This window comes from Rhizobacter sp., assembly GCF_031412075.1.
Taxonomy (GTDB): Bacteria; Pseudomonadota; Gammaproteobacteria; order Burkholderiales; family Burkholderiaceae_C; genus Rhizobacter.
Map to the genome: position 1 here is coordinate 26,488 of NZ_JANOCG010000249.1, position 25,307 is coordinate 51,794.

The 25,307-nt window shown below is 65.4% G+C and carries 24 protein-coding genes and 1 tRNA gene; 14 read left to right on the forward strand and 11 right to left on the reverse strand.

Translation table 11 applies throughout. From position 1 onward, the window contains the following. Window positions 1–25: 25 nt before the first annotated feature. The 3 genes from RMO40_RS08830 to RMO40_RS08840 are packed head-to-tail and all read right to left on the reverse strand — an operon-like array spanning window position 26 to window position 5,053. Window positions 26–3,202, reverse strand: a complete 3,177-nt coding sequence (locus RMO40_RS08830; RefSeq protein WP_309719236.1) for an efflux RND transporter permease subunit — start codon at window positions 3,200–3,202, stop codon at window positions 26–28. A gap of 16 nt (window positions 3,203–3,218) precedes the next feature. Next, window positions 3,219–4,382: an efflux RND transporter periplasmic adaptor subunit gene (locus RMO40_RS08835; protein WP_309719240.1), complete on the reverse strand. Its 1,164-nt coding sequence runs from the start codon at window positions 4,380–4,382 to the stop codon at window positions 3,219–3,221. Then, on the reverse strand, window positions 4,379–5,053 hold the full coding sequence (locus RMO40_RS08840) for a TetR family transcriptional regulator (RefSeq protein ID WP_309719242.1): 675 nt from the start codon (window positions 5,051–5,053) through the stop codon (window positions 4,379–4,381). Before RMO40_RS08840 ends, RMO40_RS08835 begins: the two co-directional genes overlap by 4 nt. A gap of 180 nt (window positions 5,054–5,233) precedes the next feature. Between RMO40_RS08840 and RMO40_RS08845 the strand changes: the two genes are divergently transcribed. Next, complete coding sequence (locus tag RMO40_RS08845; protein WP_309719244.1) at window positions 5,234–6,091, forward strand: undecaprenyl-diphosphate phosphatase; 858 nt, start codon at window positions 5,234–5,236, stop codon at window positions 6,089–6,091. On the opposite strand, the gene trmB is transcribed toward RMO40_RS08845, so the two are convergent. Both trmB and RMO40_RS08855 read right to left on the reverse strand, forming a co-directional pair. Further along, window positions 6,092–6,799, reverse strand: a complete 708-nt coding sequence (trmB, locus tag RMO40_RS08850; RefSeq protein ID WP_309719247.1) for a tRNA (guanosine(46)-N7)-methyltransferase TrmB — start codon at window positions 6,797–6,799, stop codon at window positions 6,092–6,094. Between the two features lie 66 nt (window positions 6,800–6,865). Further along, the gene (locus RMO40_RS08855; protein WP_309719250.1) at window positions 6,866–8,512 is read right to left on the reverse strand and encodes a hypothetical protein; all 1,647 of its coding nucleotides are present in this window, start codon (window positions 8,510–8,512) and stop codon (window positions 6,866–6,868) included. A 274-nt stretch (window positions 8,513–8,786) separates the two neighbouring features. On the opposite strand from RMO40_RS08855, the gene RMO40_RS08860 reads away from it, so the two are divergent. Next, a tRNA-Gly gene (locus RMO40_RS08860) sits at window positions 8,787–8,860 on the forward strand. Between the two features lie 61 nt (window positions 8,861–8,921). Then, window positions 8,922–9,809, forward strand: a complete 888-nt coding sequence (locus RMO40_RS08865; protein ID WP_309719254.1) for a diguanylate cyclase domain-containing protein — start codon at window positions 8,922–8,924, stop codon at window positions 9,807–9,809. On the opposite strand, the gene RMO40_RS08870 is transcribed toward RMO40_RS08865, so the two are convergent. Next, window positions 9,810–11,282 (reverse strand): succinate-semialdehyde dehydrogenase, encoded by a 1,473-nt coding sequence (locus RMO40_RS08870; protein ID WP_309719256.1) that lies wholly within the window; start codon window positions 11,280–11,282, stop codon window positions 9,810–9,812. Window positions 11,283–11,427: 145 nt separating this feature from the next. Here RMO40_RS08870 and alaS point away from each other — a divergent pair, with 145 nt between their 5' ends. The 4 genes from alaS (at window position 11,428) to RMO40_RS08890 (ending at window position 16,185) form a co-directional block, all read left to right on the forward strand. Continuing rightward, window positions 11,428–14,055: an alanine--tRNA ligase gene (gene alaS, locus RMO40_RS08875; RefSeq protein ID WP_309719260.1), complete on the forward strand. Its 2,628-nt coding sequence runs from the start codon at window positions 11,428–11,430 to the stop codon at window positions 14,053–14,055. A 111-nt stretch (window positions 14,056–14,166) separates the two neighbouring features. Then, window positions 14,167–14,694 (forward strand): GNAT family N-acetyltransferase, encoded by a 528-nt coding sequence (locus RMO40_RS08880; RefSeq protein ID WP_309719263.1) that lies wholly within the window; start codon window positions 14,167–14,169, stop codon window positions 14,692–14,694. A 19-nt stretch (window positions 14,695–14,713) separates the two neighbouring features. Continuing rightward, the gene (locus RMO40_RS08885; RefSeq protein WP_309719266.1) at window positions 14,714–15,325 is read left to right on the forward strand and encodes an NMCC_0638 family (lipo)protein; all 612 of its coding nucleotides are present in this window, start codon (window positions 14,714–14,716) and stop codon (window positions 15,323–15,325) included. Further along, window positions 15,322–16,185 carry a dienelactone hydrolase family protein gene (locus tag RMO40_RS08890; protein ID WP_309719270.1) on the forward strand — a complete coding sequence of 288 codons (864 nt, stop codon included), beginning with the start codon at window positions 15,322–15,324 and terminating at the stop codon, window positions 16,183–16,185. The genes RMO40_RS08885 and RMO40_RS08890 overlap by 4 nt, the downstream gene beginning before the upstream one ends. On the opposite strand, the gene RMO40_RS08895 is transcribed toward RMO40_RS08890, so the two are convergent. From RMO40_RS08895 to RMO40_RS08905, 3 genes are read right to left on the reverse strand one after another with little or no spacing between them, the layout of a single operon-like run. Then, complete coding sequence (locus tag RMO40_RS08895) at window positions 16,140–17,135, reverse strand: cytochrome d ubiquinol oxidase subunit II (protein WP_309719273.1); 996 nt, start codon at window positions 17,133–17,135, stop codon at window positions 16,140–16,142. The genes RMO40_RS08890 and RMO40_RS08895 overlap by 46 nt on opposite strands. Then, the gene (locus tag RMO40_RS08900; RefSeq protein ID WP_309719276.1) at window positions 17,132–18,493 is read right to left on the reverse strand and encodes a cytochrome ubiquinol oxidase subunit I; all 1,362 of its coding nucleotides are present in this window, start codon (window positions 18,491–18,493) and stop codon (window positions 17,132–17,134) included. The genes RMO40_RS08895 and RMO40_RS08900 overlap by 4 nt, the downstream gene beginning before the upstream one ends. Window positions 18,494–18,496: 3 nt before the next feature. Continuing rightward, window positions 18,497–19,057 (reverse strand): MarR family transcriptional regulator, encoded by a 561-nt coding sequence (locus RMO40_RS08905; RefSeq protein WP_309719279.1) that lies wholly within the window; start codon window positions 19,055–19,057, stop codon window positions 18,497–18,499. A gap of 144 nt (window positions 19,058–19,201) precedes the next feature. Here RMO40_RS08905 and lepB point away from each other — a divergent pair, with 144 nt between their 5' ends. From lepB to dut, 3 genes are read left to right on the forward strand one after another with little or no spacing between them, the layout of a single operon-like run. Next, window positions 19,202–20,011 (forward strand): signal peptidase I, encoded by an 810-nt coding sequence (gene lepB / locus RMO40_RS08910; RefSeq protein WP_309719282.1) that lies wholly within the window; start codon window positions 19,202–19,204, stop codon window positions 20,009–20,011. A 17-nt stretch (window positions 20,012–20,028) separates the two neighbouring features. Continuing rightward, window positions 20,029–21,237, forward strand: coding sequence for a bifunctional phosphopantothenoylcysteine decarboxylase/phosphopantothenate--cysteine ligase CoaBC (coaBC, locus tag RMO40_RS08915; protein WP_489660131.1), 1,209 nt, complete (start codon window positions 20,029–20,031; stop codon window positions 21,235–21,237). Then, entirely contained in the window at window positions 21,234–21,683 is a 450-nt protein-coding gene (dut, locus tag RMO40_RS08920; RefSeq protein ID WP_309719288.1) for a dUTP diphosphatase, read from the forward strand. The genes coaBC and dut overlap by 4 nt, the downstream gene beginning before the upstream one ends. Before the next feature lie 5 nt (window positions 21,684–21,688). On the opposite strand, the gene RMO40_RS08925 is transcribed toward dut, so the two are convergent. Next, entirely contained in the window at window positions 21,689–22,210 is a 522-nt protein-coding gene (locus RMO40_RS08925) for a peptidylprolyl isomerase (RefSeq protein ID WP_309719291.1), read from the reverse strand. A 25-nt stretch (window positions 22,211–22,235) separates the two neighbouring features. On the opposite strand from RMO40_RS08925, the gene RMO40_RS08930 reads away from it, so the two are divergent. Further along, complete coding sequence (locus RMO40_RS08930; protein ID WP_309719294.1) at window positions 22,236–23,360, forward strand: JmjC domain-containing protein; 1,125 nt, start codon at window positions 22,236–22,238, stop codon at window positions 23,358–23,360. A gap of 10 nt (window positions 23,361–23,370) precedes the next feature. Next, entirely contained in the window at window positions 23,371–23,862 is a 492-nt protein-coding gene (locus RMO40_RS08935) for a hypothetical protein (RefSeq protein ID WP_309719297.1), read from the forward strand. Between the two features lie 128 nt (window positions 23,863–23,990). On the opposite strand, the gene RMO40_RS08940 is transcribed toward RMO40_RS08935, so the two are convergent. Beyond that, window positions 23,991–24,314, reverse strand: a complete 324-nt coding sequence (locus RMO40_RS08940; RefSeq protein WP_309719301.1) for a hypothetical protein — start codon at window positions 24,312–24,314, stop codon at window positions 23,991–23,993. A gap of 69 nt (window positions 24,315–24,383) precedes the next feature. Here RMO40_RS08940 and tnpA point away from each other — a divergent pair, with 69 nt between their 5' ends. Together tnpA and tnpB are read left to right on the forward strand one after the other, a co-directional pair. Further along, complete coding sequence (tnpA, locus tag RMO40_RS08945; RefSeq protein WP_309719302.1) at window positions 24,384–24,773, forward strand: IS66-like element accessory protein TnpA; 390 nt, start codon at window positions 24,384–24,386, stop codon at window positions 24,771–24,773. A gap of 9 nt (window positions 24,774–24,782) precedes the next feature. Next, entirely contained in the window at window positions 24,783–25,118 is a 336-nt protein-coding gene (gene tnpB, locus RMO40_RS08950) for an IS66 family insertion sequence element accessory protein TnpB (protein ID WP_309719304.1), read from the forward strand. The last annotated feature ends 189 nt before the right edge of the window (window positions 25,119–25,307 follow it).

A 25,307-nucleotide genomic window follows, 5' to 3' on the forward strand; every position in this document is an offset into this window, starting at 1 on the left:
AACGGGAAAATGAAAATCGCGCATTTTATTTGCCGCCCAGCGGGTCGGCCACCGGCTCGATGGGGGTAGGCCTGCCGCCGAGCTTGCGCTTGAGCCACAGCGACAGGTCGTCGAGATAACAATAAATCACCGGCACGACAACCAATGTCAGGAGCGAGGAGGTGATCACGCCGCCGATGACAGCCTGGCCCATCGGCGCGCGTTGCTCCGAGCCTTCGGTCAATGCAAAGGCGAGTGGCACCATGCCGAAGATCATCGCCAGCGTGGTCATCAGGATCGGGCGCAGCCGCACTTGGGCGGCGTGCAGCAGGGCCTGCTCGCGTTCCATGGGTGGCCCGCCGTTTTCACCCTCGCGGCTGCGGATGGCGAAGTCGACCAAGAGGATGGCGTTCTTGGTCACCAAGCCCATCAGCATCACGATGCCGATGATGCTGAACATGTTCAGCGTGGAGCCGAACAGCAGCAAGGTGATCACCACGCCGCTCAGCGTGAGCGGCAACGAGCTCATCAGCGCCAGCGGCTGCAGGAAACTCTTGAACTGGCTGGCCTGGATCATGTAGATGAACACGACGGCCAGCGCCAGCGCACCGATGGCGTACTGGAATGACTCGTTCATGTTCTTCGTCGAGCCGCCGAAGGCGTAGCGGTAGCCGGGTGGCCAGGCCACGCTGTCGAGCACCTTGCGGATGTCGGCCGAGACCTCGCCACCGCTGCGGCCGAAGGCGTTGGCGTCGACGTTGATCTCGCGGTTGAGGTCACGCCGGTTGATCTGGTTCGGGCCGGTCGCGGCCGTCACGTCGGCCACCTGCGACAGGCGCACCGAGCGCGGCGAACCATCGGCACCCGCTGCCACGTTGATCGGCAGGCGCTGCAGGTCGGCAATGGAGTCGCGGGAATCGGGCGTGAGGCGCACGTTGACGTCATAGTTTTCGCCGTCAGGTGCGCGCCAGTTGCCGACCGTGGTGCCGGCCACCAGCGTGCGCAGGCTGTTCGCCAACGCGTTGACGTTCAGGCCCACGTCGGCCGCGGCATCACGTTTCACGTCGATGGCGACGGTGGGCTTGTTGGGCTTGAGCGTGCTGTCGAGGTCGACCAGGCCGGGGATGTCGCGCAGCTTGGCCATGATCTCTTTCGACAGGCGCTCCAGCTCGGCCAGGTCGCTGCCCTGGACGGAAAACTGCAGGCTCTTGCCGCCGCCCAGGTCGGTTTGGCCGATGTTGGTGATGGTCACGCCGGGGATGCGCGCCAGCTGCTCGCGCAGCGGGATCGTCAACTGGTCGATGCTGCGTTCGCGGTCCTTGCGGTTGACCAGGCGGATGTAGGTCGCGCCATAGATCTTGCCGGCGGCCTGGCCGCTGTTGATGGTGGTGACGGTGTACTTCACCTCGGGCATCTGGCGCAGCAGCGCGTCGATCTGGCGCGCGCGCGACTCGGTCACTTCGAGCGACGAGCCGACGGGTGTGTAGAAGTTGATCTGTGTCTCGGAGAGGTCGGCCTTCGGCACGAACTCGGTGCCGAGCACCGGCACCAGCGCGCAGCTGCCCACCAGCGTGGCGCCGGCAATCGCCAGCGTGCTGCCCTTGTGCGCGAGCGACCACGACAAGATGCGCTGGTACGAGCGCGAGAGCCACTCGGTCAGCTGGTCGAAGAGCTTGGTGACACGCCCGATCGTTCTGTCGTACAGCGTGACCGGTGCACCCTGGTGCACGTGGCCGTGGGCCTGTGGGTCGTGCCACACGCTGCTGAGCATGGGGTCGAGCGTGAAGCTGACGAACATCGAGATCAGCACCGCCGCCACGATGGTGATGCCGAACTCATGGAAGAACTTGCCGACGATGCCGCCCATGAAGCCGAAGGGCAGGAACACCGCGACGATGGAGAAGGTGGTGGCCAGCACCGCCAGGCCGATCTCCTGTGTGCCCTTGAGTGCGGCCTCACGCGCGGTGGCGCCCAGCTGCACGTGGCGCACGATGTTTTCTCGCACCACGATGGCGTCGTCGATCAACAGGCCCACGCACAGGCTCAGCGCCATCATCGTGATGTTGTTGATGGTGAAGCCGAACAGGTACATGAACAGAAAGGTGCCGATCAGTGCGATCGGCAGCGTGAGCCCGGTGATGACGGTCGAGCGCCACGAGTTCAGGAACAGGAAGACGATCAGCACCGTGAGTGCTGCGCCCTCGAACAGCGTGCGCTTGACGTTGGCGACCGAGACACGAATGGCGCGCGAGTTGTCGCGGATCACCTCGACCTTCACGCCCGGCGGTGTGAGCGAAGCAGCATCGGCCAGCGCCTTGTTCAGCCCGTCGACCACGCCGATGGTGTTTTCGCCTTGCGACTTCTGCACCGAGAGCAGCACGGTGCGCTGGCCGTTGTAGAGGGCCAGGCTTTCCACCTCTTGCGGGCCGTCGGACACATCGGCCACCTGCCACAGCTTGATGGCGTTGCCGCCCTTGCGCGCGACCACGATGTCGCGGAAGTCTTCGGGCCGTTTGAGGCGTGCGTTGATCTGCACCACCCGCTCTTGTTCGATGGAGCGAATGGCGCCCATCGGCAGCTCCTGGTTCTCGCTCTTCACCGCGGCCACGACCTGGTCGACGCTGATGCCCAATGCTTCAAGCGCTGCCGGCTTCACGTAGAGGTTGATCTGGCGGGCGACACCACCCACCGGGCTGACCGAGCCGACACCGCGCACGTTTTCCAGCCGCTTTTGCAGCACCTGGGTGGCCCAGGTGGTGAGCTCTTGCGAGGTCTTTTTGCTGTCGGTGGCGACGATGGCCACGTTGAAGATGGGCACGCTTTGCGGGTCGAAGCGCGAGATGCGCGGCTCTTTCACCTCGTCGCGCAGCAGCGGGCGGATGAGCGAGACTTTTTCGCGCACGTCGTCGGCCGCCTTGCGACCATCCACATCGAGGTTGAACTCGACGATGACGACCGAGGTGCCTTCATACGAGCGCGAATACAGCGAGCTGATGCCCGCCACCGTGTTGACGGCTTCTTCGACCTTCTTGGTGACCTCGCTCTCGACGATCTCGGGCGAAGCGCCCGGGTAGTCCATCACCACCACCACGGTCGGGAAGTCGATGTTGGGGAACTGGTCGACCGCCAGCCTCTGGTAGCTGAACAGGCCGAGCACGACGAAGGCCAGCATGACCATCGTGGCCATGACGGGGTTGCTGATCGAAACGCGGGTGAACCACATGGCGGGTGCGGGGGGTTCAGCGCGCTGCCGAGGCCGCCGCAGCGGTGCTCACGCTGACCTGCGTGCCTTCGCGCAGCTGGCCCACCGTGCCGCGCAGCAGGGTGCTGCCGGCAGTCAGGCCTTCGCTCAGCTCGACCACGCTCTCGCGCCCGGCACCGAGCGTGGCTTCGCCGCGCGCACCGAGCGTGACCGTCTTTTGCACCACCTTGCCGTCGACCACCGCCAACACGTAAGGCTTGGCCTGGTCGATGCGCACTGCGCTGACCGGCGCCACCAGGGCCGAGCGGCGTTGCAGCTCGATGGTGCCCTTGGCAAACAGGCCCTGGCGCAGGCCGGGATGGGGCGCAAGCGCGAGGTAGACCATCACCGCGCGGGTGCCGGCCTGGGTGCTGGGGTTGATGCGCGCCACGGTGGCGGGCATCGGGTCGGCAAAGCCGTCGACGATCAGCCGCGCCACCTGGCCCACTTTCACATCGACCACGTCTTCGGGTGCCATCGCGGCTTCGAGCTCGATGCGCGAGAGGTCGACCACCTCCACGATGCGGGCGTCGACCGACACCCGTTCGCCCACTTGCACCAGACGCTGCGAGATCTGGCCCGAAATGGGCGCCACCAGCCGTGCATCGGCCAGCGATTTGCGGGTGAGGTCCACGGCCGCCATCGCCGCGCCGTAGCTCGCCTGGGCGGCGGCTTCGTTTGACACCGACGTCTCAAGGCCTGTGGGCGAGATGAAACCCTGCGCCACCAGCGCGCGGTTGTTTTCGAGCGCCCGCTGGGCGATGTTGAGCTGGGCGCGCGACGAGGCGGCAGTCTGTTCGGATTGGCGCAAGCGCAGCTCCAACTCCGAGGTGTCGAGCTGGCCGATGACCTGGCCGGCCTTGACGCTGTCGCCTTCGCGCACGGTGAGGGACTTCACTTCGGCCGCGACCTTGGCCTTGATGAAGCCGCTGTTGACGGCCTTCAAACCACCTGACACCGACAGCGTGCGCACCAGCTCGTGCGGGCTGGCCACCACCACGTCAGCGGGCGAGAGATCGAAGCTCGGCACGCCCTTGCTGCTGGCTGCCGCGGCTGCGCTGCGCTCGAGCTTGCGGGCCTGGAGTTTTTTGGCCACCACCCCACCGAGGGCCAGCAGAACGATCGCGGCCATCAGCCATTTCAACCAGCGTTTGGACGTCATGGGTTCTGTTTTCCCTTGCGAGGGGCGTCTTGTTGTTTGAGCAGGCCGTGGAGCATCAGGTCGATGTGGGTGTTGATCACGCCGCCGCAGTCGATCTCCATGCCTTCGGCGGCGCAGGCGCCGAAGGAGTGTTTGTGCAAGGCCATGAAAATGAGCGGCGCAAACAGCGCGTGCGTGACATCGACGATGGGCAACTCGCGGAACTCGCCGCGGTCGATGCCGCGTTGCAAGGTGCGTGCGAGCAGGTCGCTCGCCGGCTTGATGATCTCGTCGCGGTAGAACTGCGCAATCTCGGGGAAGTTGCGCACCTCCGACATCATGATCTTGTGGATGCCACCGGCCGGCGTGTTGCCGACACGGTCCCACCACAGGTGCATCAGCATCGAGAGCAACTCGGCCGTGGGGCCCTCGAACTCGTCCACGATGCCACCGCCCTCGGCAATGATCTGGCCCATGTTCTGCTGGATCACGGCCTTGAGCAGCTCTTCCTTGCTCGGGTAGTAGAGATAGAGCGTGCCCTTGGAGACACCGGCGCGCTCAGCCACTTCATCGGAGCGGGTGGCGGAGAAGCCTTTTTCGACAAAGAGCTCAAGCGCGGCGTCCAGCAGTTCTTGCGGGCGCGCTTCTTTGCGTCGTTGCCGCAGGGGGGCAACGAGAGGGGTTTTGGACATGGAGGAGGAGATACTGACTAGTTGGTCAGTAATGTAGCCCCGGCGGTGTGCAGGGTCAAGGCAGGAGCCTAACCGAGGCGGGTCTGGCGCGGGTTTTGCGGAGTAAAGAAGCGTGAAGCGGCGCTTCGTGGCCGTCAAAGTGCGCCGCTATCATCGCCCGTCGTTTTTGAAGGAGCCCGTGTGGACATCGTGTTGTGGGTCAAAGCCGCCTTGATGGGCATCGTCGAGGGTTTGACCGAGTTCTTGCCGATCTCCAGCACCGGGCACCTGATCCTGGCGGGCTCGCTGCTCGATTTCACTGGCGACACCGTCAAGGTGTTCGAGATCGCCATCCAGACCGGGGCCATGTTTTCGGTGATCTGGCAATACCGCGAGCGCTTGGGGCGCACCGTGGCGGGCATCGGCCGCGACCCCGTGGCGCAACGCTTTGCCCGCAATGTGCTGGTCGCGTTCATCCCTGCGGTGGTGCTGGGGTTGGCCTTCGGCGGCGTCATCAAGGAGCATCTGTTCAAGCCGGTGCCGGTGGCGGTGGCCTTCATCGTCGGCGGCTTGATCATCTTGTGGGTGGAGCGCCGCCACAAACGACTCTACGGCGAGCGTGACCTCGAAGGCGCGCGGATGGCGCGGGTGGAAACGGTCGACGACATGAGCGCGCTCGATGCGCTGAAGGTGGGGCTGCTTCAGTGCCTGGCGCTGATCCCTGGCACCAGCCGCTCGGGCGCCACCATCATCGGCTCGCTGGTGTTGGGTTTCTCGCGCAAGGCGGGCACCGAATTCAGCTTCTTCCTGGGCATCCCCACGCTGATGGGGGCGGGCGCGTATTCGGTGTGGAAGCAGCGCGACTTGCTGCAGTGGGCTGATTTGCCGATGTTCCTGATCGGCACGGTGTTCGCGTTCATCAGCGCGCTGGTGTGCATCCGCTGGCTGATCCGCTTTGTGTCGACGCACGACTTCACGGTGTTTGCCTGGTACCGCATCGTGTTCGGCCTCGTGGTGCTGGGCACGGCCTACACCGGCCTCGTGACCTGGGCGGCTTGATCAGGATTTCAGGAAGACCAGATCCCACACCCCGTGGCCGAGTTTCAGGCCCCGGTTTTCGAACTTGGTGAGCGGGCGGTACTCGGGCCTCGGCGCGTAGCCCTCGGCGGTGTTGCGCAGCGACGGCTCGGCGCTCAGCACCTCCAACATCTGCGCGGCATACGGCTGCCAGTCGGTGGCGCAATGCAGGTAGCCACCGGGCGCAAGGTGCGTCACCAGCTTGGCGACGAAGGGCGACTGGATCAGCCGGCGCTTGTTGTGCTTCTTCTTGTGCCACGGGTCGGGAAAGAAGATGTGCACACCGGCCAGCGAAGCGGGCGCGATCATGTGCTCGATCACATCCACTGCGTCGTGCTGGACGATGCGCAGGTTGCTCAAACCCTTTTCGTCGATGTGCTTGAGCAAGGCGCCCACCCCCGGGGTGTGAACCTCGACGCCGAGGAAGTCGGTGCCGGGCAATGCTTGCGCGATCTTCGCCGTGGCGTCGCCCATGCCGAAGCCAATCTCCAGCACCAGCGGCGCTGCGCGACCGAAGACCTGTGTCGGTGACAGCAGCACGGCGGCATACGGCAGCACGAACTTCGGCCCCAGCGTTTCGAGGGCGCGAATCTGCCCGGTGCCCATGCGGCCCGCCCGAACCACGAAGCTGCGGATGCGGGGACGCGTGGGCGGGGTTTCGTCGAGGGGGAGCTGAGGGTCGTCGGTCATGGGCGGGCCCTGCCGTTTGGCGGGGCCCGCATTGTGCCTGCTGCGCGCTGCAGCAGGCTGCGCCGATCAGCGGTCGCCCTCCCACAGCTTCAAGTCAGGCGCGTGGTTGCCCGCACCGTAGGCGGAGCAGAAGGCCGAGTTGTTGCCACGGTAGGTCGGGTCGAGCGCGACCACGGCCGGGCGGATGGCGTTCCAGAAGCGCATCGGCTCGTCGCCCGATTGGCCGCCGGAGTCCTTCACCACGATCACCATGTCCAGCCCGCGGTGCACGATGATGTATTGGCCGCCCAGACCGGCTGCGAAGAACACACCGACGTCGTGCTGCTGCGCAGGGCAGCCGCCCGGCCGCCCGCAGCTCGGTGCGTTGGACACCTGGCCATGCGGGTAGGAGCGGTACTGCGGCTTCGGTGCGCAGGGGTCTTCTTCCTGCAGCCAGGTCAGGTAGCCATAACGGGTGTTGGCATCTTCGAACGAGGTGTGGCCGAGGTTGTAGAGGTAGTTCACATCCACCACACGCTGGCCGTTCCACACACCGCCGTTGTTCATCAGCAGGCCCAGGCGGGCCATGTCGCGCACGGTGGTCGTCCAGCTGGTGGCGAAGTTTTTGCTGGTGTTCGAGTTGCCCCAGGTGGAGTTCTCGAAGCCCAGAGGCGTGGCAATGAAGCGCTGCCAGAAGCTGCCGATGTTGCTGCCCAGCCGCGTGCTGTCTTGGGCGACGACGGTGTTGACGACGTCGCTCAGGCGGTTGATGGCGTCACTGCCCACCGTGTCGTACACGAACTCGCGGTTCGGGTAGTTCAGATTGGGGGAGGCTTGGCTGACCATGCCCAGCACATGCGCAGTGGTCGAGGCCTGCTGGAAGGTGAAGCTGTCGAGCCAGTGGTCGATGCGCTGGAACTCACCCAGCGGGCCGCGCTTGCGCGTGGTGGTGACCGGGATGTTTTTTGTCTGATGGATCAGTGCGCCGACGGTCAGCGCGCCCATGGTCTTGGTGGTCGAGTAAACCTGGCTGGCCGAGTCGCGCCCGCTCGGGTAGTACTCGTGGCACAGCTTGCCGTAGCGCACGATGGCGTATGACAGGCCGAGCGTGCGGTTGGCTTGTTGCAGCGCGGCGGAGTCGAGCTTGCATTCCGCTGCCACGTTGGCTGCAGAGACGAGCGCCCACGGGCCGGTGCCTGGGTCGCGCAGGGCCGGTGGCGGCGGGGGTTCGCCGATGCGTGAGCCTTCGACGCGCAAGTTGGCGACGGTGAAGGTCTCGCTCGAGAGACTCGCGTTGATGCGGAAGCGCAGGAACAAGGTGGCCTGGCCGGCAGCCGTGGTCGGCAGGGCGAAGGTGGCCGGGCCCGAGGCGGTGCGGCTCGATTCGAGCACGGTGTAGGTGCTGCCATTGGTCGAGAACTCGACGATGCCGGCCTCACCGGTGTCCAACCCCGACGGGGTGCGGGTGAAGCTCAGCGACAGGTTGCCAAAGCCCACGGTGCTGAAGGCGGCCGAGCGGATCGAGCCGTCGGTGCCGAAGGCCGAGCCGCTCATGCGCGCGCCGAAGCTGCCGGTGGTCACGCTGCCGGCAGAGGTGAAGCCGCCCAGGCCGCCGCCGAAGCTTTCTTGCAGCAAGACGTCGGCGTGGGCTGCCGCCGAAGCGAGCAGGGCGCCCATGGCCAGGGCGGTGCGCGCCAACCGCGCGGTGGCGCGGTGTGATGGGTGTTTGTTCATTCAACTGTCTCCGTTTATGTGCCATTGAAGGCTTGTAGAAACGGCGTGCGGCCTGAAACGGGCTGAGCGCCGGTTGGTTCGGAAATGTTGAACGATCGTGCATTAATGGCGCATAGCGGTTTCCCTTACAGGGTCGGATTGAGAGTGGAACACTGGGGGAAACGTGTTGGCGACGACGCGGTTTTTTCCCACGAAAGCTGGTTCGAGGTGTTTTTTTTGACCGCTTGTGCAGCTACTGAACGGCGCTTACGCCACGCTAGAATCCGCGCCTATTGCGGGTGTAGTTCAATGGTAGAACGGCAGCTTCCCAAGCTTCATACAGGGGTTCGATTCCCCTCACCCGCTCCAGTTGTGCCGGGCCGCAATTTGCGGCCCGTTCCATTTTTGCGGCGCTTCGAGGGAGCCTGGGATGAATGACAAGCTGATGCGTGTCGTTTGGGTGGATTTGCCGGAGCCCGCCTCGGGCGAGCCGGCGTTTCGCTTGCCCGGGAGCGGGTCCTGGGGCCCGTTTGCCGAGGAGCGCCAGGTCGGGCTCGACGCTCTTTCTTCCGTCAGCCCTGGCGCAGAAGCCGTGTTGCTCTACCTGCCCGGTGGCAACCAGGCTGCGCCCATCCCGTGGGCCGTGCTGTCGTCGACCTGTGCCGAAGCGGCTGTGCTGGTGCTGACCGATGCGATCGATGCCGCCACGCAGCAGCGTTTGTTGGCCACGGGCGTGCAAGACGTGGTGCTGCAGGATGACGCGCAGTCACTCCCGCAACGGGTTCGCCTGGCGGCGCAGCGCAAACGTGTGGAGCAAGAGGCTCGAAAGGCCTACGCCACCGATCTCGGCACCGGCTTGCCCAATCGCCAGCAGTTGATCGAACACATGAGCCAGATCCTCGCGTTGCGAGAGCGCGAGCCCAAGCCGGTGAGCGTGCTGGTGTTTCGCATCGACGGCTTGCAAGGAGTCGAGGCGGGCCACGGCCACGAGGCGGTCAACGTGGTGCGGCGCAAGGTGGCGGTGCGGCTGCGCGCGGGCGTGCGTTCGAGCGACGTGGTCGCCTCACTCGGCACCGATGTGTTCGCCGTGCTCCTGCCCTCGACCGAATCGGCCGCCGACGCGCAGCACGTGGTCGACAAGCTGCTGCGCTCGGTGCGCGAGCCTTTCAAGGTGGCTGGCGCCGACGTGCCGATCACCGCGCACGTGGGTGTGGCGCAGTTTCCGCAGGACGGCAAGCAGCCCGATCAGTTGCTGCGGCATGCGTCGTCGGCGGCGCTGTTGGGCGCTTACACCCTGCCGAACTCCGCGAACGAGTGACTACTTCAAGATATCGCCGAGCGCGAGGTACTTGATCTCGACGTAGTCGTCGATGCCATGGCGTGAGCCTTCGCGCCCCAACCCTGACTGCTTCACGCCGCCAAACGGCACCTCCGCCGTCGAGATCAGCCCGGTGTTCACGCCGACCATGCCTGACTCCAGACCTTCGCCGACGCGGAAGATGCGGCCGATGTCTCGGCTGTAGAAGTACGCGGCCAGGCCGAACTCGGTGGCGTTGGCCATCTCAAGAGCCTCGGCTTCGGTCTTGAAGCGAAACACCGGAGCCACCGGGCCAAAGGTTTCTTCGCGGGCGCAGAGCATGTCGCTGGTGGTGTCGATGAGCACCGTGGGCTCGAAGAAGCGGTCACCGATCTTCTTCCCGCCGGTCAGCACCTTGGCGCCTTTGCTCACCGCATCGGCCACGTGGCGCTCGATCTTGGCGATGGCGTTGTCATCGATCATCGGGCCCTGCGTGACGCCGGGCTCGAAGCCGTTGCCGACCTTGATGGCCTTGGCTTTGACCGCCAGCTTCTGCACGAACTGGTCGTACACGCTGTCTTGCACATAGAGCCGGTTGGCGCATACGCAGGTCTGGCCGGCGTTGCGGTACTTGCTGGCGAGCGCACCTTCGACGGCGCTGTCGATGTCGGCGTCGTCGAACACGATGAAGGGCGCGTTGCCGCCGAGTTCGAGCGAAAGCTTCTTGATGGTCGGCGCACATTGCGCCGCCAGGATGCGACCCACTTCGGTCGACCCGGTGAAGGACAGGTGGCGAACGATGTCGCTCTCGCACAGCACCTTGCCAATCTCGGCTGACTTGTCAGACGTGAGGATGTTGAGCACACCCGCCGGCAACCCAGCACGCTGGCCCAGCTCGGCAATCGCCAGTGCCGAGAGTGGCGTCTGCCCCGCGGGCTTGACGATCACCGGGCAGCCCGCGGCGAGCGCCGGCCCCACCTTGCGCGTGATCATCGCGATGGGGAAGTTCCACGGCGTGATGGCCGCGCACACGCCCATCGACTGCTTGATGACGAGGTAGCGCTTGTTGTTGTCGGTGGTCGGGATGGTTTCGCCGTAAACCCGCTTGCCTTCTTCGGCAAACCACTCGATGAAGCTCGCGCCGTAGATGACCTCGCCCTTGGCTTCGGCCAGCGGCTTGCCTTGTTCGGCGGTCATGATGCGGGCCAGGTCGTCGGCGTGCTGGTGCATCAGGTGGAACCACTTCATCAGGATCGCGCTGCGCTCCTTGGCCGTCTTGTTGCGCCATGCCGGCCAAGCCGCTTGGGCGGCTTCCAGCGCGGCGCGGGTTTCGATCACGCCCACGTTGGCCACGTCGACCAGCTTCTGGCTGGTGGCCGGGTCGATCACGTCGAAGCGGCTCGCGCCACTCACCCATTCGCCGTTGATCAGCGCGTTGGTTTTGAGCAGGCTGGCGTCAGCGAGCAGGGCAAGAGGGGATGCTTTGGCGTCCATGGGGTGTCTCCGAAGGTGGCAGCGATGATAAGTCTTGGTGCTTTCTCATGAGCCTGATCGGGGTTTGAGGACAGGCGCCCACCTATAATCAAAACCCTCGAAAAATCAAGCAGTTGCGCGCAAGAGCAGCTCAAGAGAGACCGGCATGAAAGCCTCTGAAATCCGTTCGCAGTTCCTGAAGTTCTTCGAAGCCAAGGGCCACACCATCGTGGCCTCCAGCCCCGTGGTGCCGGGCGACGACCCGACGCTCTTGTTCACCAACGCGGGCATGAACCAGTTCAAGGACGTCTTCCTCGGCTTCGACAAGCGCAGTTACTCGCGCGCCACCACGGCGCAAAAGTGCATTCGCGCCGGTGGCAAGCACAACGACCTCGAGAACGTGGGCTACACCGCACGCCACCACACGTTCTTTGAAATGCTGGGCAACTTCTCGTTCGGCGACTACTTCAAGCACGACGCGATCCAGTACGCCTGGGAGCTGCTGACCGAGGTCTACAAGCTGCCCAAAGACAAACTCTGGGTCACGGTGTATGCCGAAGATGACGAGGCCTACGAAATCTGGAACAAGACGGTCGGCGTGCCGGCCGAGCGCATCGTGCGCATCGGCGACAACAAGGGCGCGCGTTACGCCTCCGACAACTTCTGGATGATGGGCGACACGGGCCCCTGCGGCCCTTGCACCGAGATCTTCTACGACCACGGCCCAGAGATCGCTGGCGGCCCGCCCGGCTCGCCCAACGAAGACGGCGACCGCTACATCGAGATCTGGAACAACGTGTTCATGCAGTTCAACCGCGACGAAGCGGGCGTGATGCACAAGCTCCCGAAGCCGAGCGTGGACACCGGCATGGGCCTGGAGCGTTTGTGCGCGGTGCTGCAGCACGTGCACAGCAACTATGAGATCGACACCTTCGTGAACCTCTTGGCTGCTGCCAAGAAGTCGGTTGATGCAGCGGGTGGGGGTGATTGCGACAAGGAGTCGCCTTCGCTCAAGGTGATCGCCGACCACATCCGCGCCTGCACCTTCACCGTGGTCGATGGCGTGATCCCCAGCAACGCCGGCCGTGGCTACGTGCTGCGCCGCATTGCGCGCCGTGCCATCCGCCACGGCTACAAGCTGGGCGCGCGCAAGCCGTTTTTCTACACGCTGGTCGATGCACTCGCTGGCGAGATGGGCGACGCCTACCCCGAGCTGCGCAAGAGCCAGCAGCGTGCCACCGAGGTGCTCAAGCAGGAAGAAGAAGGCTTCTTCCGCACCATCGCCAACGGCATGGAGATTCTCGAGGCGGCGCTTGCGGGTGGCGCCAAGACCGTCGACGGCGAAACCGCCTTCAAGCTGCACGACACCTTCGGCTTCCCGCTCGACCTCACGGCCGACGTGTGCCGCGAACGCGGCGTGACGGTCGACGAAGCTGGCTTCAATGTGGCGATGACCCGCCAGCGTGAGCAAGCCCGTGCGGCCGGCAAGTTCAAGATGGCACAAGGTCTGGAGTACACCGGCGCCAACACCACCTTCCACGGCTACGAGCACCTCACGCACGAAGGCGCCAAGGTCAGCGCGATCTACATCGACGGCACACCCGCGACCAGCGCCAAATCGGGCGACGACGCGGTGGTCGTGCTCGACCAGACGCCGTTCTACGCCGAAAGCGGCGGCCAGATCGGTGACACCGGCGAGCTGCGCAACGCGACCTCACGCTTCCTGGTCGAAGACACGATCAAGGTGCAAGCCGCCGTGTTCGGCCACCACGGCCGTGTGGTCGAAGGTGAAGTCAAGGTCGGTGACGTGCTGAACGCCCGCGTCGACACCGAGCACCGCGCCAAGACCGTGCGCAACCACTCGGCGACCCACTTGATGCACAAGGCCTTGCGCGAAGTGCTGGGCGCTCACGTGCAGCAAAAGGGCTCGCTGGTGAATGCCGAGCGCACGCGTTTCGACTTCGCACACAACCAGCCGATGACCGATGCCGAGATCACCCAGGTCGAGGCCCTCGTCAATGCCGAGATCCTGGCCAACGCCGCGACGCAGGCGCGTGTGCTGCCCATCGAAGAAGCGCAGAAGACCGGCGCGGTGATGCTGTTCGGCGAGAAGTACGGCGACGAAGTGCGTGTGCTCGACATCGGCAGCAGCCGCGAGCTGTGCGGTGGCACCCACGTGCAGCGCACCGGCGACATCGGCCTCTTCAAGATCGTGGCCGAGACGGGCATCCAGGCGGGGGTGCGCCGAGTCGAGGCGGTGACCGGCGACAACGCGCTCGCTTACCTGCAGACACTCGAAAGCACGGTGCAGCAACTCGCCAGCACGCTGAAAGCTTCGCCTGCTGAAGTGACCGCCCGATTGAGCCAGGTGCTGGAGCAGGTGAGGGCGCTGGAGAAGGAACTCGCCGCCGTGAAGGGCAAGCTCGCGTCATCACAAGGTGACGACCTGTTGGCGCAAGCGGTCGACGTGAAGGGCCTCAAGGTTCTTGCCGCCGTGCTCGACGGCGCTGACGCAAAAGGCTTGCGCGAGACCTTGGACAAGCTGAAGGACAAGCTCAAGACCGCCGCCATCGTGCTGGCGGCGGTGGAGGGCGGCAAGGTGCAGCTCGCCGCCGGCGTGACCAGCGACAGCGTTGGCAAGGTCAAGGCCGGTGAACTCGTCAACTTCGTCGCCCAGCAAGTGGGCGGCAAGGGCGGCGGCAAGCCCGACATGGCGATGGCCGGTGGCACCGACCCGAAGAACCTCGCTGCGGCGCTGGCTTCGGTGCAGGGTTGGGTGGCGGAGCGCCTCTGAGGCCATCGCCTTTTCGCGGTGCCACGACGCCCGCGCTCGCGGGCGTCGTTGTTTGTGCCGGCCGCACTTGCGGGCGTCGTTGTTTCTGACAAAAGAGTGAGGAGTGCCTCCATGACGATCACTGTTCGCCGCACCTCGGTCAACGATGCTGCGGCCATCGCGCGACTGATGGCCGACCCCGCCGTTTACGCGGGCCTGATGCAGTTGCCCTATCCCGACGAAGACGGCTGGCGCGCCAAACTCACCGAGAGCCTCGCCCCAGGCAAGACCGACCTGCTGCTGAGCGCCGAGCTCGACGGCAAGGTGGTCGGCTCCTGCGGCCTGCACCCGGCGAGCCCGGCCTTGCGGCGGCGCCACGCGCTGATGCTCGGCATCTCGGTGCTGCCCGAAGCCCAGGGCCGCGGCGTGGGCTCGGCGCTGATGGCCGCCATGTGCGACTATGCCGACCGGTGGGCCGGTGCCTTGCGGCTCGAGCTCACGGTGTATGTCGACAACACTCCCGCCGTGGCGCTTTACCGCAAGTTCGGTTTTGAGATCGAGGGCACGCTGAAGGGGTACGCGATGCGCGATGGCGCTTATGCCGATGTCTACACGATGGCCCGCTTTCATCCCAACCCGCCGCGCATTGCGCTGCCCTGACGCAGGAGAACGACACGCCATGAGCAGGTTTGCGCGGATCGGGGTGAGCTTGAGCATGCTGGTGTGCGGGCTGGTGAGCGCCCAGGCCGAGAGGGAGCCGCCGCTGTCCATCTGGGCCACGCCTCAAGGCGTGGCACGTACCTTCGCCCAGGCCTGCGTGCTGACCGGCGGCGATGAAGCCGCTGCGGTGGACTGGGCCCTGGCCCAGGGTTTCGAGCCGGCCGATGCCTTGCGCGGCAATGTCGATGGCCTGTTGTCCGGCAACCCTGGCAGCGTGCTGGCGGCTCCCGGCACGCGTGGCCGCGTGCTGCTGGCGGCCGCCACGGGCAAACAGTGCACGGTCTGGGCCGACCAGATGCCAGGCCCGGCTCTGCGCACTGCGGTCGCCGAAGCCGTCGGCGTGCTGGCCGGAAAGGGTGCGCGCCTGCAACTGCAAGCCGACCGCAACTTCGAGCGCGCCGGCGCATGGCGCAACCAGATGCAGTGGCGCTACCGCGCGGTGGGTGCGAGCGGCGACCTGGGGCTGGGTGCCATCACCACGCTGTCCGACAACCCAGGCACGCAGGCGCTGCATGCCGCACCGATGCCGGCCACGCCAGCCTTTGCACCCGACGGCTTGCCCACACGATGAAGCACGCGCTGGTGCTGCTGGTGCTTCTGGCCGCTGCGGCTGCGCGGTCGCAAACGATCGTGGAATTCGCAAGTCTCGATGCGCCAGACGGCCGGCCGGTGCAGCTCAAGGCGCATTGGCACCCGGTGGCGGCGACGCCGGCGCCCGCGGTCGCGCTCTTTCATGGCTGCGGCGGCATGTACGACCGCAAAGGCGAGGTCAGCGACCGCATGCGCGACTACACCGCCTTCCTCAACCAGCAGGGCTTTCACGTGCTGATGGTGGATTCGCTCACGCCGCGCGGGGAACGCGAGATCTGCACCCAGCGCACCGGTGAACGCAAGGTGACGCAGCTCCATCGCCGGCGTGACGCGCTCGCATCGCTGCAATGGCTGGCGCAGCGGCCCGAGGTGTCGGCGCAGCGCATCGGGGTGATGGGGTGGTCGAACGGCGGCAGCACGGTGTTGTCGGCCACCAATGCGAAGCTCAAAGACGTCTCGGGGTTCAGCCTCAAACCGGCCTTCGCGGTGGCCTACTACCCAGGCTGCGAGGCGGAACTCAAGCGCGGCTATGCGCCCACCGCGCCCTTGCTCATCCTGATCGGAGAGGCTGACGACTGGACGCCGGCCGAGGCCTGCCGACAGCTGGTGGCGCAGGCGGTTGGAGCACGGCCCGAGATGGAGACCTATGCCGGTGCGCATCACGGCTTTGATTCGGCAGCGCCGGTGCGATTGCGCAAAGACGTGCCCAACGGCGTGAACCCCGGCCAGGGTGTGCATGTGGGCGGCAATTCCGCGGCCTGGAGCCGCTCGCGTGAGCGGCTCCAGGAGTTTCTTCAGGCGTACTTGAGTTCGCCCGCCTTGCCCCAGAACACGCGGTAGGCGAAGACGGTGTAGCCCGCGATCGCCGGCACGGTGATGACGGTCCCGACGAGGATGACTTTCAGCGAGCTCGGCGCGCTGGCGGCCTGCCACAGCGTCATCTTGTCCATCACCACGAACGGGTACAGGCTGTAGGCCAGGCCGAAGAAGCCGAGCAGGAACACGCTGACCATCAACACAAACGGCAACCAGCACTGCGGGCCCAGCACGCGCTTCCAGTTGAGGCTGATGCGCAGAACGCCGAGCGCCGCGATCGACATCAAGGGAATGGGCAGCAACGCGATGAACGCCGGCATGCTGAACCAACGCTCGCGCACCGTGGCGCTGACCGAGGGGGTGGCGATCGAGATGAGGGCGATGCCGATCACCACCGGCAGCCACGCGATCTTGGCCCACTTGACCGCGTGGGCCTGCAGCTCGCCTTCGGTCTTCATGATCAGCCAGCCCGCGCCGAGCAGCACGTAAGCGGCGGGCAGCGCGAGCGCGATGCTGGCGGCGAAGAGCTGGTACTGCCAGCCCGAGTTGAGCCCGGTGATGTAGTGGCCGAGCATCCAGCCCTGCGCCATGGCGGCGAGCCCCGAGCCCGCGAAGAACGCACGGTTCCACAGCGGCTTGTGGTGGTCACGCGCCTTGACGCGAAAGTCGAAGGCCACACCGCGCAGTGTGAGGCCAATCAGCATCACTGCCACTGGCAAGTAGAGGGCACCCAGTACCACGCCGTGCGCCTTCGGGAAGGCAATCAGCAGGATGCCCGCACCCAGCACCAGCCAGGTTTCGTTGGCGTCCCAGAAGGGGCCGATGGAGGCGACCATGGTGTCTTTTTGCGCGTTGGTGGCGCGAGGCAGCAGCAGGCCTACGCCGAGGTCGTAGCCGTCGAGCACCACGTAGGTGAGCATGGCCACGCCCATCAGCGCCATGAAGATGACGGGCAGCGCGTGATCGAAGCTCATGTGGGGCTCCCGACGGCGGTGACGGGCAGCATGTCGGGCTCGTGGTGCAGCGCCGACTCGGGCTTCTCGGCCATGTACTTCAGCACCGCCACATAAGCCACGATCAGCGCGAGGTACATGGTGACGTACAGCGTGAGCGTGAGCGCGATCATCGATGGCGCCACGTTGGAGGCCACGTCGGCCGTGCGCAGCAGGCCATACACGATGAAGGGCTGGCGGCCGATCTCGGTGACGTACCAGCCGGCCACGGTGGCGACCCAGCCCGAGAACGTCATCGCCGTCAGCACCCACAGCAAGGGGCGCGGCAAGGCTTCAGCCACCCAGCCGCGTCGGCGGTAGAGCCACCATCCCAGCCAGCTCACCAACAGCATCAGCATGCCCACGCCGACCATGATGCGAAAGCCGAAGAAGAGCGGAGCGACCGGCGGGTGCGCGCCCTTGAATTCGTTCAGGCCCTTGATCTCGCCGTCGGCCTCGTGGGTGAGGATCAGGCTCGCGCCCTTGGGCACACCGATCGCAAACCGGTTGCTGCGCGTGGCCTCGTCGGGCCAGGCGAAGAGCAGCAGCGGGGCGCCTTTTTCCGTCTCCCACACGCCTTCCATCGCGGCGATCTTTTGCGGCTGGTGCTTGAGGGTGTTCAGGCCATGCAGGTCACCCGCCACGATCTGCAGCGGGATCAGCAGCGCGGCGAGCGTGAGGCCGGTGCGCAACACCGGGGCGGTGGAGCTGTTGGCTTTGTTGCGCAACAGCTGCCAGGCGCTGACGCCAGCGAGCAAGAACGCCACCGTCAAACCCGAGGCCAGCAGCTTGTGCGTGAGCCGGTAGGGCGACGAGGGGTTGAACACCACGTCCCACCAACTGGTGACGAAAAACTCGCCGTTGATGATCTCGTAGCCCGCGGGGGTTTGCATCCACGAGTTCAGGCTCAAGATCCAGAAAGCGCTGAGCGTGGTGCCGAAGGCCACCAGAAAAGTGGCGATGAGGTGCGTTCGTTCGCTCACCCGGCCGTGGCCGAACAACATGATGCCCAGGAAACTGGCTTCCAGAAAGAAGGCGGTGAGCACCTCGTAGCCCAGCAACGGGCCGGAGATGTTGCCGGTCTTTTCCATGAAGCCCGGCCAGTTGGTGCCGAACTGGAAGCTCATGGTGATGCCGCTCACCACGCCCAGCGCGAAGGTCAGCGCAAACACCTTGGTCCAGAAGCGGTAGGCGGTGAGCCAGTGTTTGTCTTGCGTGGCCAGCCAGCGTGAGCGAAAGAACAGCAACACCCAGCCCAGCGAAATGCTGATGGTCGGGAACAGGATGTGGAAGGTGATGTTGGCCGCAAACTGCATGCGGGCGAGGACGAGTGCATCCATGGTTTATGCCTTTCCGCCCTTGATGACACCAACCTTGCCGGTGAATTCCAGCAGGCGCTGCACCTTGGAGCCCATCTTCATCAGCTGCGCCAGGGTCTTCTGGTCCATGCGCTGCACGTCGTCGAACCAGGTGGTCATGAGCTCGATCAGGTCGTGCATGCTTTTCATTCGCTCCTGCGCGATGCGGTCTTCTTCGGTGGTGGGTTGTTCGAGCAGCGCGTTGCGCAGCATCGACAGCGTGGGCTCGATCTCGCGGCGGCGGCGCTCTTCGGCCAGGGTGCGGAAGATCTCCCAGGCGTCGCTGGGGGCGTCGAAATACTCGCGCCGGTCGCCGGCCTGGTGGCGCAAAGACACCAGCCGCCAGGCCTGCAACTCCTTCAAGCCCATGCTCACGTTGGAGCGCGAGAACTCCAGCGCCTCGGCGATGTCGTCGGCATTCACCGGCGCGGGCGACACGAAGATCAGCGCGTAGATCTGCCCGACCGTGCGGTTGATGCCCCAGCGGCTGCCCATCTCGCCAAAATGGCTGACGAAGCTTTTGACCAGCGGAGAGAGCGGTGTCATTTTTGGGGCCCCAGTTGATTTGGGTCAGATTATCTTGAATTTTCAGTATTTACTGAAAATTGGGGAAATAGACCCTCACCCACACCGCCGGCCCCAGAAACGCGCGCAGACATAATCGCGGCCTGCCTTGCACCCTGACTACGTATGCAGATTGGCTTTTCCGTCAACGAGATCCTGTTCCTGCTGAGCCTGGCCAGCGGGGTCTGCTGGGTGGTTTGGCGCCGCCGGCTGCGCCAGCAGCCGCTGCCCGAGCGCAAGCCGTTCTGGGTCAGCCTGGGTGCCGAGCTGTTCGTGGTGATCGGCCTGATGTTCACCTGCCGCGTGGCCCTGGCCGACTGGCCGCGTGTGCCCACCGGCTCGATGGAGCCCACGCTGCGGGTGGGTGACTTCCTGCTCGTCAACCACCTGGCCTATGGCCCGCGCCTGCCCTTCACCAACACCGCCATCGAAACCGGCAAGCCGCAGCGTGGCGACGTGGTGGTGTTTCGCTACCCGCTCGATGTGTCGGAGTTTTATGTGAAACGCCTGGTCGGTTTGCCGGGCGATGTGGTCGACTTCGAGAACGGCCTGGTGCGGGTGAACGGCGAAGCGCCGTCGGCCCGGATGCTGAGCGACGGCACCGGCCCCGAGGTGCGCGACGAAGACCGCGGCCACTGGCTGATGCGAGAGACCGTGCAGCAGCGCGAGCGCGTGGTGAAGCTCAACCCCTTCGTGCAAGGCCGTTTGATGCTGAACCTGAGCCAGCCCGGCCTCGCCGAACATTGCCGCTCTGTCACCTCGACCACCTGGCAATGCACGGTGCCACCGGGGCAGTACCTGATGCTCGGTGACAACCGAGACAACTCCGAAGATTCGCGCGCCTGGGGCTTCTTGCCGCACGAGCAGGTCTATGGCAAGGCGGTGCGGGTGCTTTTCAACTGGTCTGATTTGTCACGCAGCTGGACTGCGCTTTGATGCCTATGACTCAACGAATGGATTTACAGGGTCGGCACATCGTGTTGGGTCTGAGTGGTGGCATCGCTTGCTACAAAGCGGCCGAACTGACGCGCGGGCTCATCAAGGCCGGTGCAACCGTGCAGGTGGTGATGAGTGAAGCGGCCGAGCAGTTCATCACCGCGGTGACGATGCAGGCGCTGTCCAACCGCAGCGTCTACACCAGCCAGTGGGACGCACGGGAGCCCAACGCGATGGCCCACATCAACCTCACTCGCCATGCCGACGCGGTGTTGATCGCTCCCGCCAGCGCCGACCTGATGGCCAAGCTGGCGCAAGGGCGTGCCGATGACCTGCTGAGTTTGATGTGCCTCGCCCGGCCTATTGAACGCTGCCCGCTGCTGCTCGCCCCGGCAATGAACCGCGAGATGTGGGCCCACCCCGCCACCCAGCGCAACGTCGCGCTGCTGCGCGCCGATGGCGCCACCTTGCTCGGCCCCGGCAACGGCGACCAGGCGTGCGGCGAGATTGGCGACGGCCGCATGCTCGAGGCCGATGAGCTGGTAGAAGAGCTGGTGGCGTTCCTGGCACCCAAGGTGCTGGCGGGGCAGCGTTTGCTGATCACGGCCGGGCCGACCTTCGAGCCCATCGACCCGGTGCGTGGCATCACCAACCTCTCCAGCGGCAAGATGGGGTTTGCCATCGCACGCGCCGCCCGAGAAGCGGGCGCCGAGGTGACCCTGGTGGCCGGCCCGGTTCACCTGCCCACGCCGCGAGGGGTGCGGCGTGTCGACGTGCAAACGGCGCAGCAGATGTACGACGCGGTGGTGCCGAACGCGGCGCAGTATTCGGTGTTCGTCGCCACGGCGGCGGTGGCCGATTGGCGCCCGGCAAGTTTGTCCGACCAGAAGATCAAGAAGAACGGCAGCAAGGTCGCGCCGACCTTCGAGCTGACCGAGAACCCCGACATCCTGGCGGCCGTGGCGCAGTTGCCCGATCGACCGTATTGCGTGGGTTTCGCGGCGGAGAGCCACGACCTGCTCAAGCATGCCCGCGAAAAGCTGAGCCGCAAGAACGTGCCGCTCATCGTCGGCAACCTCGGCCCCGCCACCTTCGGCCGCGACGACAACGCTCTCGTGCTGGTTGATGCCAAAGGCCACCGCGACATTCCCCAAGCCGACAAGCTCACCCTCGCGCGCGCGCTGGTGAACGAGATCGCTCAGCGACTGAACTCTTCCAAACCATGACCCCGATTGACCTCAAGGTGCTCGACCCACGGATGGCCGAGCAACTGCCTGCCTACGCCACACCGGGCAGCGCTGGGCTCGACCTGCGGGCCTGCCTCGATGCACCGCTGGTGCTGGAGCCGGGGCAGACGCAGCTGATTCCCACCGGCCTGGCCATCCACGTGGCCGACCCCGGTTTGGCGGCGATCATCCTGCCGCGCTCGGGCCTGGGCCACAAACACGGCATCGTGCTCGGCAACCTGGTGGGGTTGATCGACTCCGACTACCAGGGCCAGCTGATGGTGAGTTGTTGGAACCGCGGTCAGCAGAGCTTCACCGTGCAGCCGATGGAGCGCATTGCGCAACTCGTCATCGTGCCGGTGGTGCAGGCGCAGTTTCGTGTGGTGAGCGAGTTCGGCGCGTCTGACCGGGGTGCGGGCGGGTTTGGCTCCACCGGCAAGCATTGAGAAACTCAGTGCAGCTGTGAACCCGCCGGTGCGGTGCTCATCACGCTGATGCCCGACTCGCTCACGCTGCCGGCCTCGATCTCGGCCTCGGTGGCTTCGCGCACGTCGCGCACCTTCACGTCGAGCCGCAGGGCAATGCCGGCGAGCGGGTGGTTGCCGTCGAGCACCACATGCGTGTCGTAGACCTCGGTCACGGTGTAGAGCACATCGCTCGAAAGCCCTTCGGTCACGGCCCCTTCGGGCGGGCCTTCGAATTGCATGCCGGGCTCGACCTGCTCGCCGAAGAGGGCGCGCTCTTCAAAAAAAACCAGCTCGGGGTTGTAGTCGCCAAAGGCATGTTCGGGCTCGAGGTGCAGCTTGATTTCGTACCCGGTTTCCTGGCCGGTCAAGGCTTCCTCGACCTTGGCGAGCAGGTCATCGCCGCCATAAAAAAACTCGACGGGGGCTTCGAGCTCGTCAATCAATTGGCCTTGGGCGTCTTCGAGTCGCCAGGTCAGGCTGACGACGCAGGGAGAGGAAATCATCATCAAACAATGATCGCACAATCACCTCATGACGACCTCTTCACCAACGCCCTTGCTGGGCGGTTTGACGCCCCAGAGTTTCATGCGCCGCCATTGGCAAAAGCGGCCGCTGCTCATTCGACAAGCCGTGCCGAATGGGGCGCCTCTGGCAAGCCGTGCCGAGCTGTTTGCAATGGCTGCGCGCGAGGAGGTGGAGTCGCGCCTGATCGTGCGTCAGTCGAGTGGCTGGACGCTGCGCCACGGGCCACTCCCGCGGCGCTCACTGCCACGTGTCGACCAGCCCGGCTGGACACTGCTGGTGCAAGGCCTCGACACCCACCTGGAGGCCGCGCACGAGCTGCTGTCGCGGTTTCGGTTTGTTCCCGATGCCCGGCTCGATGACCTGATGGTGTCGTGGGCGACCGATGGTGGCGGTGTCGGCCCGCATGTGGATTCGTACGACGTGTTTCTCCTGCAGCTGCAAGGTAGCCGACGCTGGCGCATCGCCGCGCCCGGCGATCAGACGCTGGTGCCCGACGTGCCGTTGAAAATCCTCCAGCATTTCAAACCCGAACAAGAGTGGCTTCTGGCCCCCGGCGACATGCTCTACCTGCCGCCCGCTTGGGCGCACGATGGCGTGGCCGAAGGTGAATGCATGACGGCGTCGATCGGCTTTCGAGCCGCTGGCCGTACCGAGCTGCGCAGCGAGGTGCTTCAGCGCATGCTCGACGCCGGCGAGCGGCCCGACACCGACCCGCTGTACCGCGACCCCAACCAGCATGCCACCGACACGCCTGGCCGCATTCCCGAAGCGATGCATGAATTTGTGGCGCGTGAGGTGGCGCGCTGGCTTGCCGAGCCGCGCCAGCTCGCGTGTGCCTTGGGGGAGGTGCTGAGCGAACCCAAGCCGCAGGTCTGGTTCGAGCCCGGTCAGGTGTTGCCGCCCGGGCAGGGCGTGCGGTTGGATCGGCGCACCCGCATGCTGTACGACGACCGGCATGTATTCATCAACGGCGAGGCTTTGCTGGCAGGCGGGCGCGACGCCAAGCTGATGCGCCGCCTGGCCGATGAACGTGAGCTCGCTGCGCCGCAGCTTGCCAAGCTCGGCGACGACGCCCGAGAATTGATCGGGCAGTGGGCGCAAGCCGGTTGGCTGCACGCCCTGCCCACTTGAAAGGACTGCCATGAGCGACCTGCCGCCGACGCGGATCATCACCTCGCGCAATGAGTTTCACGACGCCTTGCGCGAGTCGTTTGCCCTGGTGGCCGACCAGGGCTGCCGCGAGGTGTTCATCGCCGACCCGACCTTTGCCGACTGGCCTCTCGGTGAGCGCGCCGTGATCGAAAGCCTCACGCGCTGGGCCTACGCCCACCGCAAGCTCACGGTGCTCGCGCAGAACTTCGACGACTTCACGCGCCGTCACCCGCGCTGGGTGGAATGGCGCCGGCAATGGACGCACGTGGTCGAGTGCCGCGCCTTGGCTGAAGATGACGCGGGTAAGCTGGCGGGGCTGTTCCTGGCGCCGGGCCTTGTCACGCTGCGGGTGCTCGACGCCGAGCACTACCGGGCGAGCCTGTCCTTCGACCCGGCAGATGCCATCCGCGTGCGCGACAACCTTGATGCACTTTTGCAACGATCTGAAGAGGCTTTTCCTGCGACCAACCTCGGCCTATAGGGAAGTCCCTAGGGCTGGGTATAATCATGGGCTAGGCGCAGTAAAGGCTCGAGCTTTCCGCGCCTTGATTCGTTGGGGATCTGCCAGGATGGAGGGTTCCCACAATTACCGGTAATTGTCTGAACCTTTCACTGAGGAATAAATATGAAAAAGTCGCTTCTGTTGGCATCCGTGGTTGCTGCTCTGGCTCTGGCCGCTTGCGGCAAGAAGGCTGAAGAAGCCGTGCCGGCTGCTCCCGCCGCTGCCCCGATGGCTGCTGCTGCTTCGGCTGCCAACGCTGCTGCTTCTGGCGCTGAAGCTGCTGCTTCGGCCGCGACCGCTGCCGCTTCGGCTGTGACCGCTGCCGCTTCGGCCGTGACCGGTGCTGCATCGAAGTAATCGGTTCGCCGATTCAAAAAAGCCGCCTTCGGGCGGCTTTTTTTATGGGCGTCGCAAAAGTTGACGGTAAGCAACCAGCCAAGTCATGTTGACCGCAGCCGAGCGGAATAGGAGCCTCGTGTCCGCTTAACTTACGCGGACACATGAACACTTACGGAATGGATTTGATGGGGCGGCGGCGCCGACGCCGACACAGCGCGGAGTTCAAGGCCGCGGTCGTCGAGGAGTGCATGCGCCCTGGCGTGTCGATTGCCGCCGTGGCACTGGCGCATAGCCTGAACGCGAACATGCTGCGCAAGTGGCTGATCGACGCACAGAATGTGCTGCCGTCCAAGCCGAAGCCCGCGCTCGCACAATCGGTTGGTGATGCCCCCTTGCCCGGGCCGATGTTCGTGCCACTGGCGCTGCCAGCGCCAACCATCGAGGGCAGCATCCACATCGAACTGCAGCGCAACGGCACGACGGTCACGCTCGTCTGGCCGGCAGCCGCCGCTCGGGATTGCGCGGCCTGGCTGAGCGACTGGCTTCGATGATCCGCGCTCATGATCAAAGTTGAGGCGGTCTGGCTCGCAACCGAGCCGATGGACATGCGCGCCGGCACCGACACGGCACTGGCGCGTGTCGTGAAGGTCTTCGGCTGCGCCCGGCCCCACCACGCCTACGTCTTCGCCAACCGCCGCTCGACGCGGCTGAAGGTGCTGGTCCACGATGGGATCGGCGTCTGGCTGGCCGCGCGGCGGCTGCACGAGGGCCGCTTCATCTGGCCGGGCGGCGGCGCCGGCGCGCAGCAGTCCATCACACGCGAACAGCTCGACGCCCTGGTGCTCGGGCTGCCCTGGCAGCGCGTCGGTGAAGCGGGCGTGATCAGCGTGCTTTGACTCGGCACGCCGGGCAATTCGAGGATATGCGGATGGCAAGCCGCGAGCATGCCGATGACACTGGCGCACATGCTCGACATAGCGCACATCGATCCCGACCAGCTCGACCACCTCGGCGTCGATCAACTGCGTAAGTTGGTAGGCCAACTGCTCGAGCGCAGCAGCCGGGACGCCCGCGAGATCGGCTGG

Coding starts and splice junctions, on each gene's coding strand:
- RMO40_RS08830 (WP_309719236.1), bottom strand. CDS start 3,202: ATGTGGTTCACCCGCGTTTCGATCAGCAACCCCGTCATGGCCACGATG.
- RMO40_RS08835 (WP_309719240.1), bottom strand. CDS start 4,382: ATGACGTCCAAACGCTGGTTGAAATGGCTGATGGCCGCGATCGTTCTG.
- RMO40_RS08840 (WP_309719242.1), bottom strand. CDS start 5,053: ATGTCCAAAACCCCTCTCGTTGCCCCCCTGCGGCAACGACGCAAAGAA.
- trmB (WP_309719247.1), bottom strand. CDS start 6,799: ATGACCGACGACCCTCAGCTCCCCCTCGACGAAACCCCGCCCACGCGT.
- RMO40_RS08855 (WP_309719250.1), bottom strand. CDS start 8,512: ATGAACAAACACCCATCACACCGCGCCACCGCGCGGTTGGCGCGCACC.
- RMO40_RS08865 (WP_309719254.1), top strand. CDS start 8,922: ATGAATGACAAGCTGATGCGTGTCGTTTGGGTGGATTTGCCGGAGCCC.
- RMO40_RS08870 (WP_309719256.1), bottom strand. CDS start 11,282: ATGGACGCCAAAGCATCCCCTCTTGCCCTGCTCGCTGACGCCAGCCTG.
- alaS (WP_309719260.1), top strand. CDS start 11,428: ATGAAAGCCTCTGAAATCCGTTCGCAGTTCCTGAAGTTCTTCGAAGCC.
- RMO40_RS08880 (WP_309719263.1), top strand. CDS start 14,167: ATGACGATCACTGTTCGCCGCACCTCGGTCAACGATGCTGCGGCCATC.
- RMO40_RS08885 (WP_309719266.1), top strand. CDS start 14,714: ATGAGCAGGTTTGCGCGGATCGGGGTGAGCTTGAGCATGCTGGTGTGC.
- RMO40_RS08890 (WP_309719270.1), top strand. CDS start 15,322: ATGAAGCACGCGCTGGTGCTGCTGGTGCTTCTGGCCGCTGCGGCTGCG.
- RMO40_RS08895 (WP_309719273.1), bottom strand. CDS start 17,135: ATGAGCTTCGATCACGCGCTGCCCGTCATCTTCATGGCGCTGATGGGC.
- RMO40_RS08900 (WP_309719276.1), bottom strand. CDS start 18,493: ATGGATGCACTCGTCCTCGCCCGCATGCAGTTTGCGGCCAACATCACC.
- RMO40_RS08905 (WP_309719279.1), bottom strand. CDS start 19,057: ATGACACCGCTCTCTCCGCTGGTCAAAAGCTTCGTCAGCCATTTTGGC.
- lepB (WP_309719282.1), top strand. CDS start 19,202: ATGCAGATTGGCTTTTCCGTCAACGAGATCCTGTTCCTGCTGAGCCTG.
- coaBC (WP_489660131.1), top strand. CDS start 20,029: ATGGATTTACAGGGTCGGCACATCGTGTTGGGTCTGAGTGGTGGCATC.
- dut (WP_309719288.1), top strand. CDS start 21,234: ATGACCCCGATTGACCTCAAGGTGCTCGACCCACGGATGGCCGAGCAA.
- RMO40_RS08925 (WP_309719291.1), bottom strand. CDS start 22,210: ATGATGATTTCCTCTCCCTGCGTCGTCAGCCTGACCTGGCGACTCGAA.
- RMO40_RS08930 (WP_309719294.1), top strand. CDS start 22,236: ATGACGACCTCTTCACCAACGCCCTTGCTGGGCGGTTTGACGCCCCAG.
- RMO40_RS08935 (WP_309719297.1), top strand. CDS start 23,371: ATGAGCGACCTGCCGCCGACGCGGATCATCACCTCGCGCAATGAGTTT.
- tnpA (WP_309719302.1), top strand. CDS start 24,384: ATGAACACTTACGGAATGGATTTGATGGGGCGGCGGCGCCGACGCCGA.
- tnpB (WP_309719304.1), top strand. CDS start 24,783: ATGATCAAAGTTGAGGCGGTCTGGCTCGCAACCGAGCCGATGGACATG.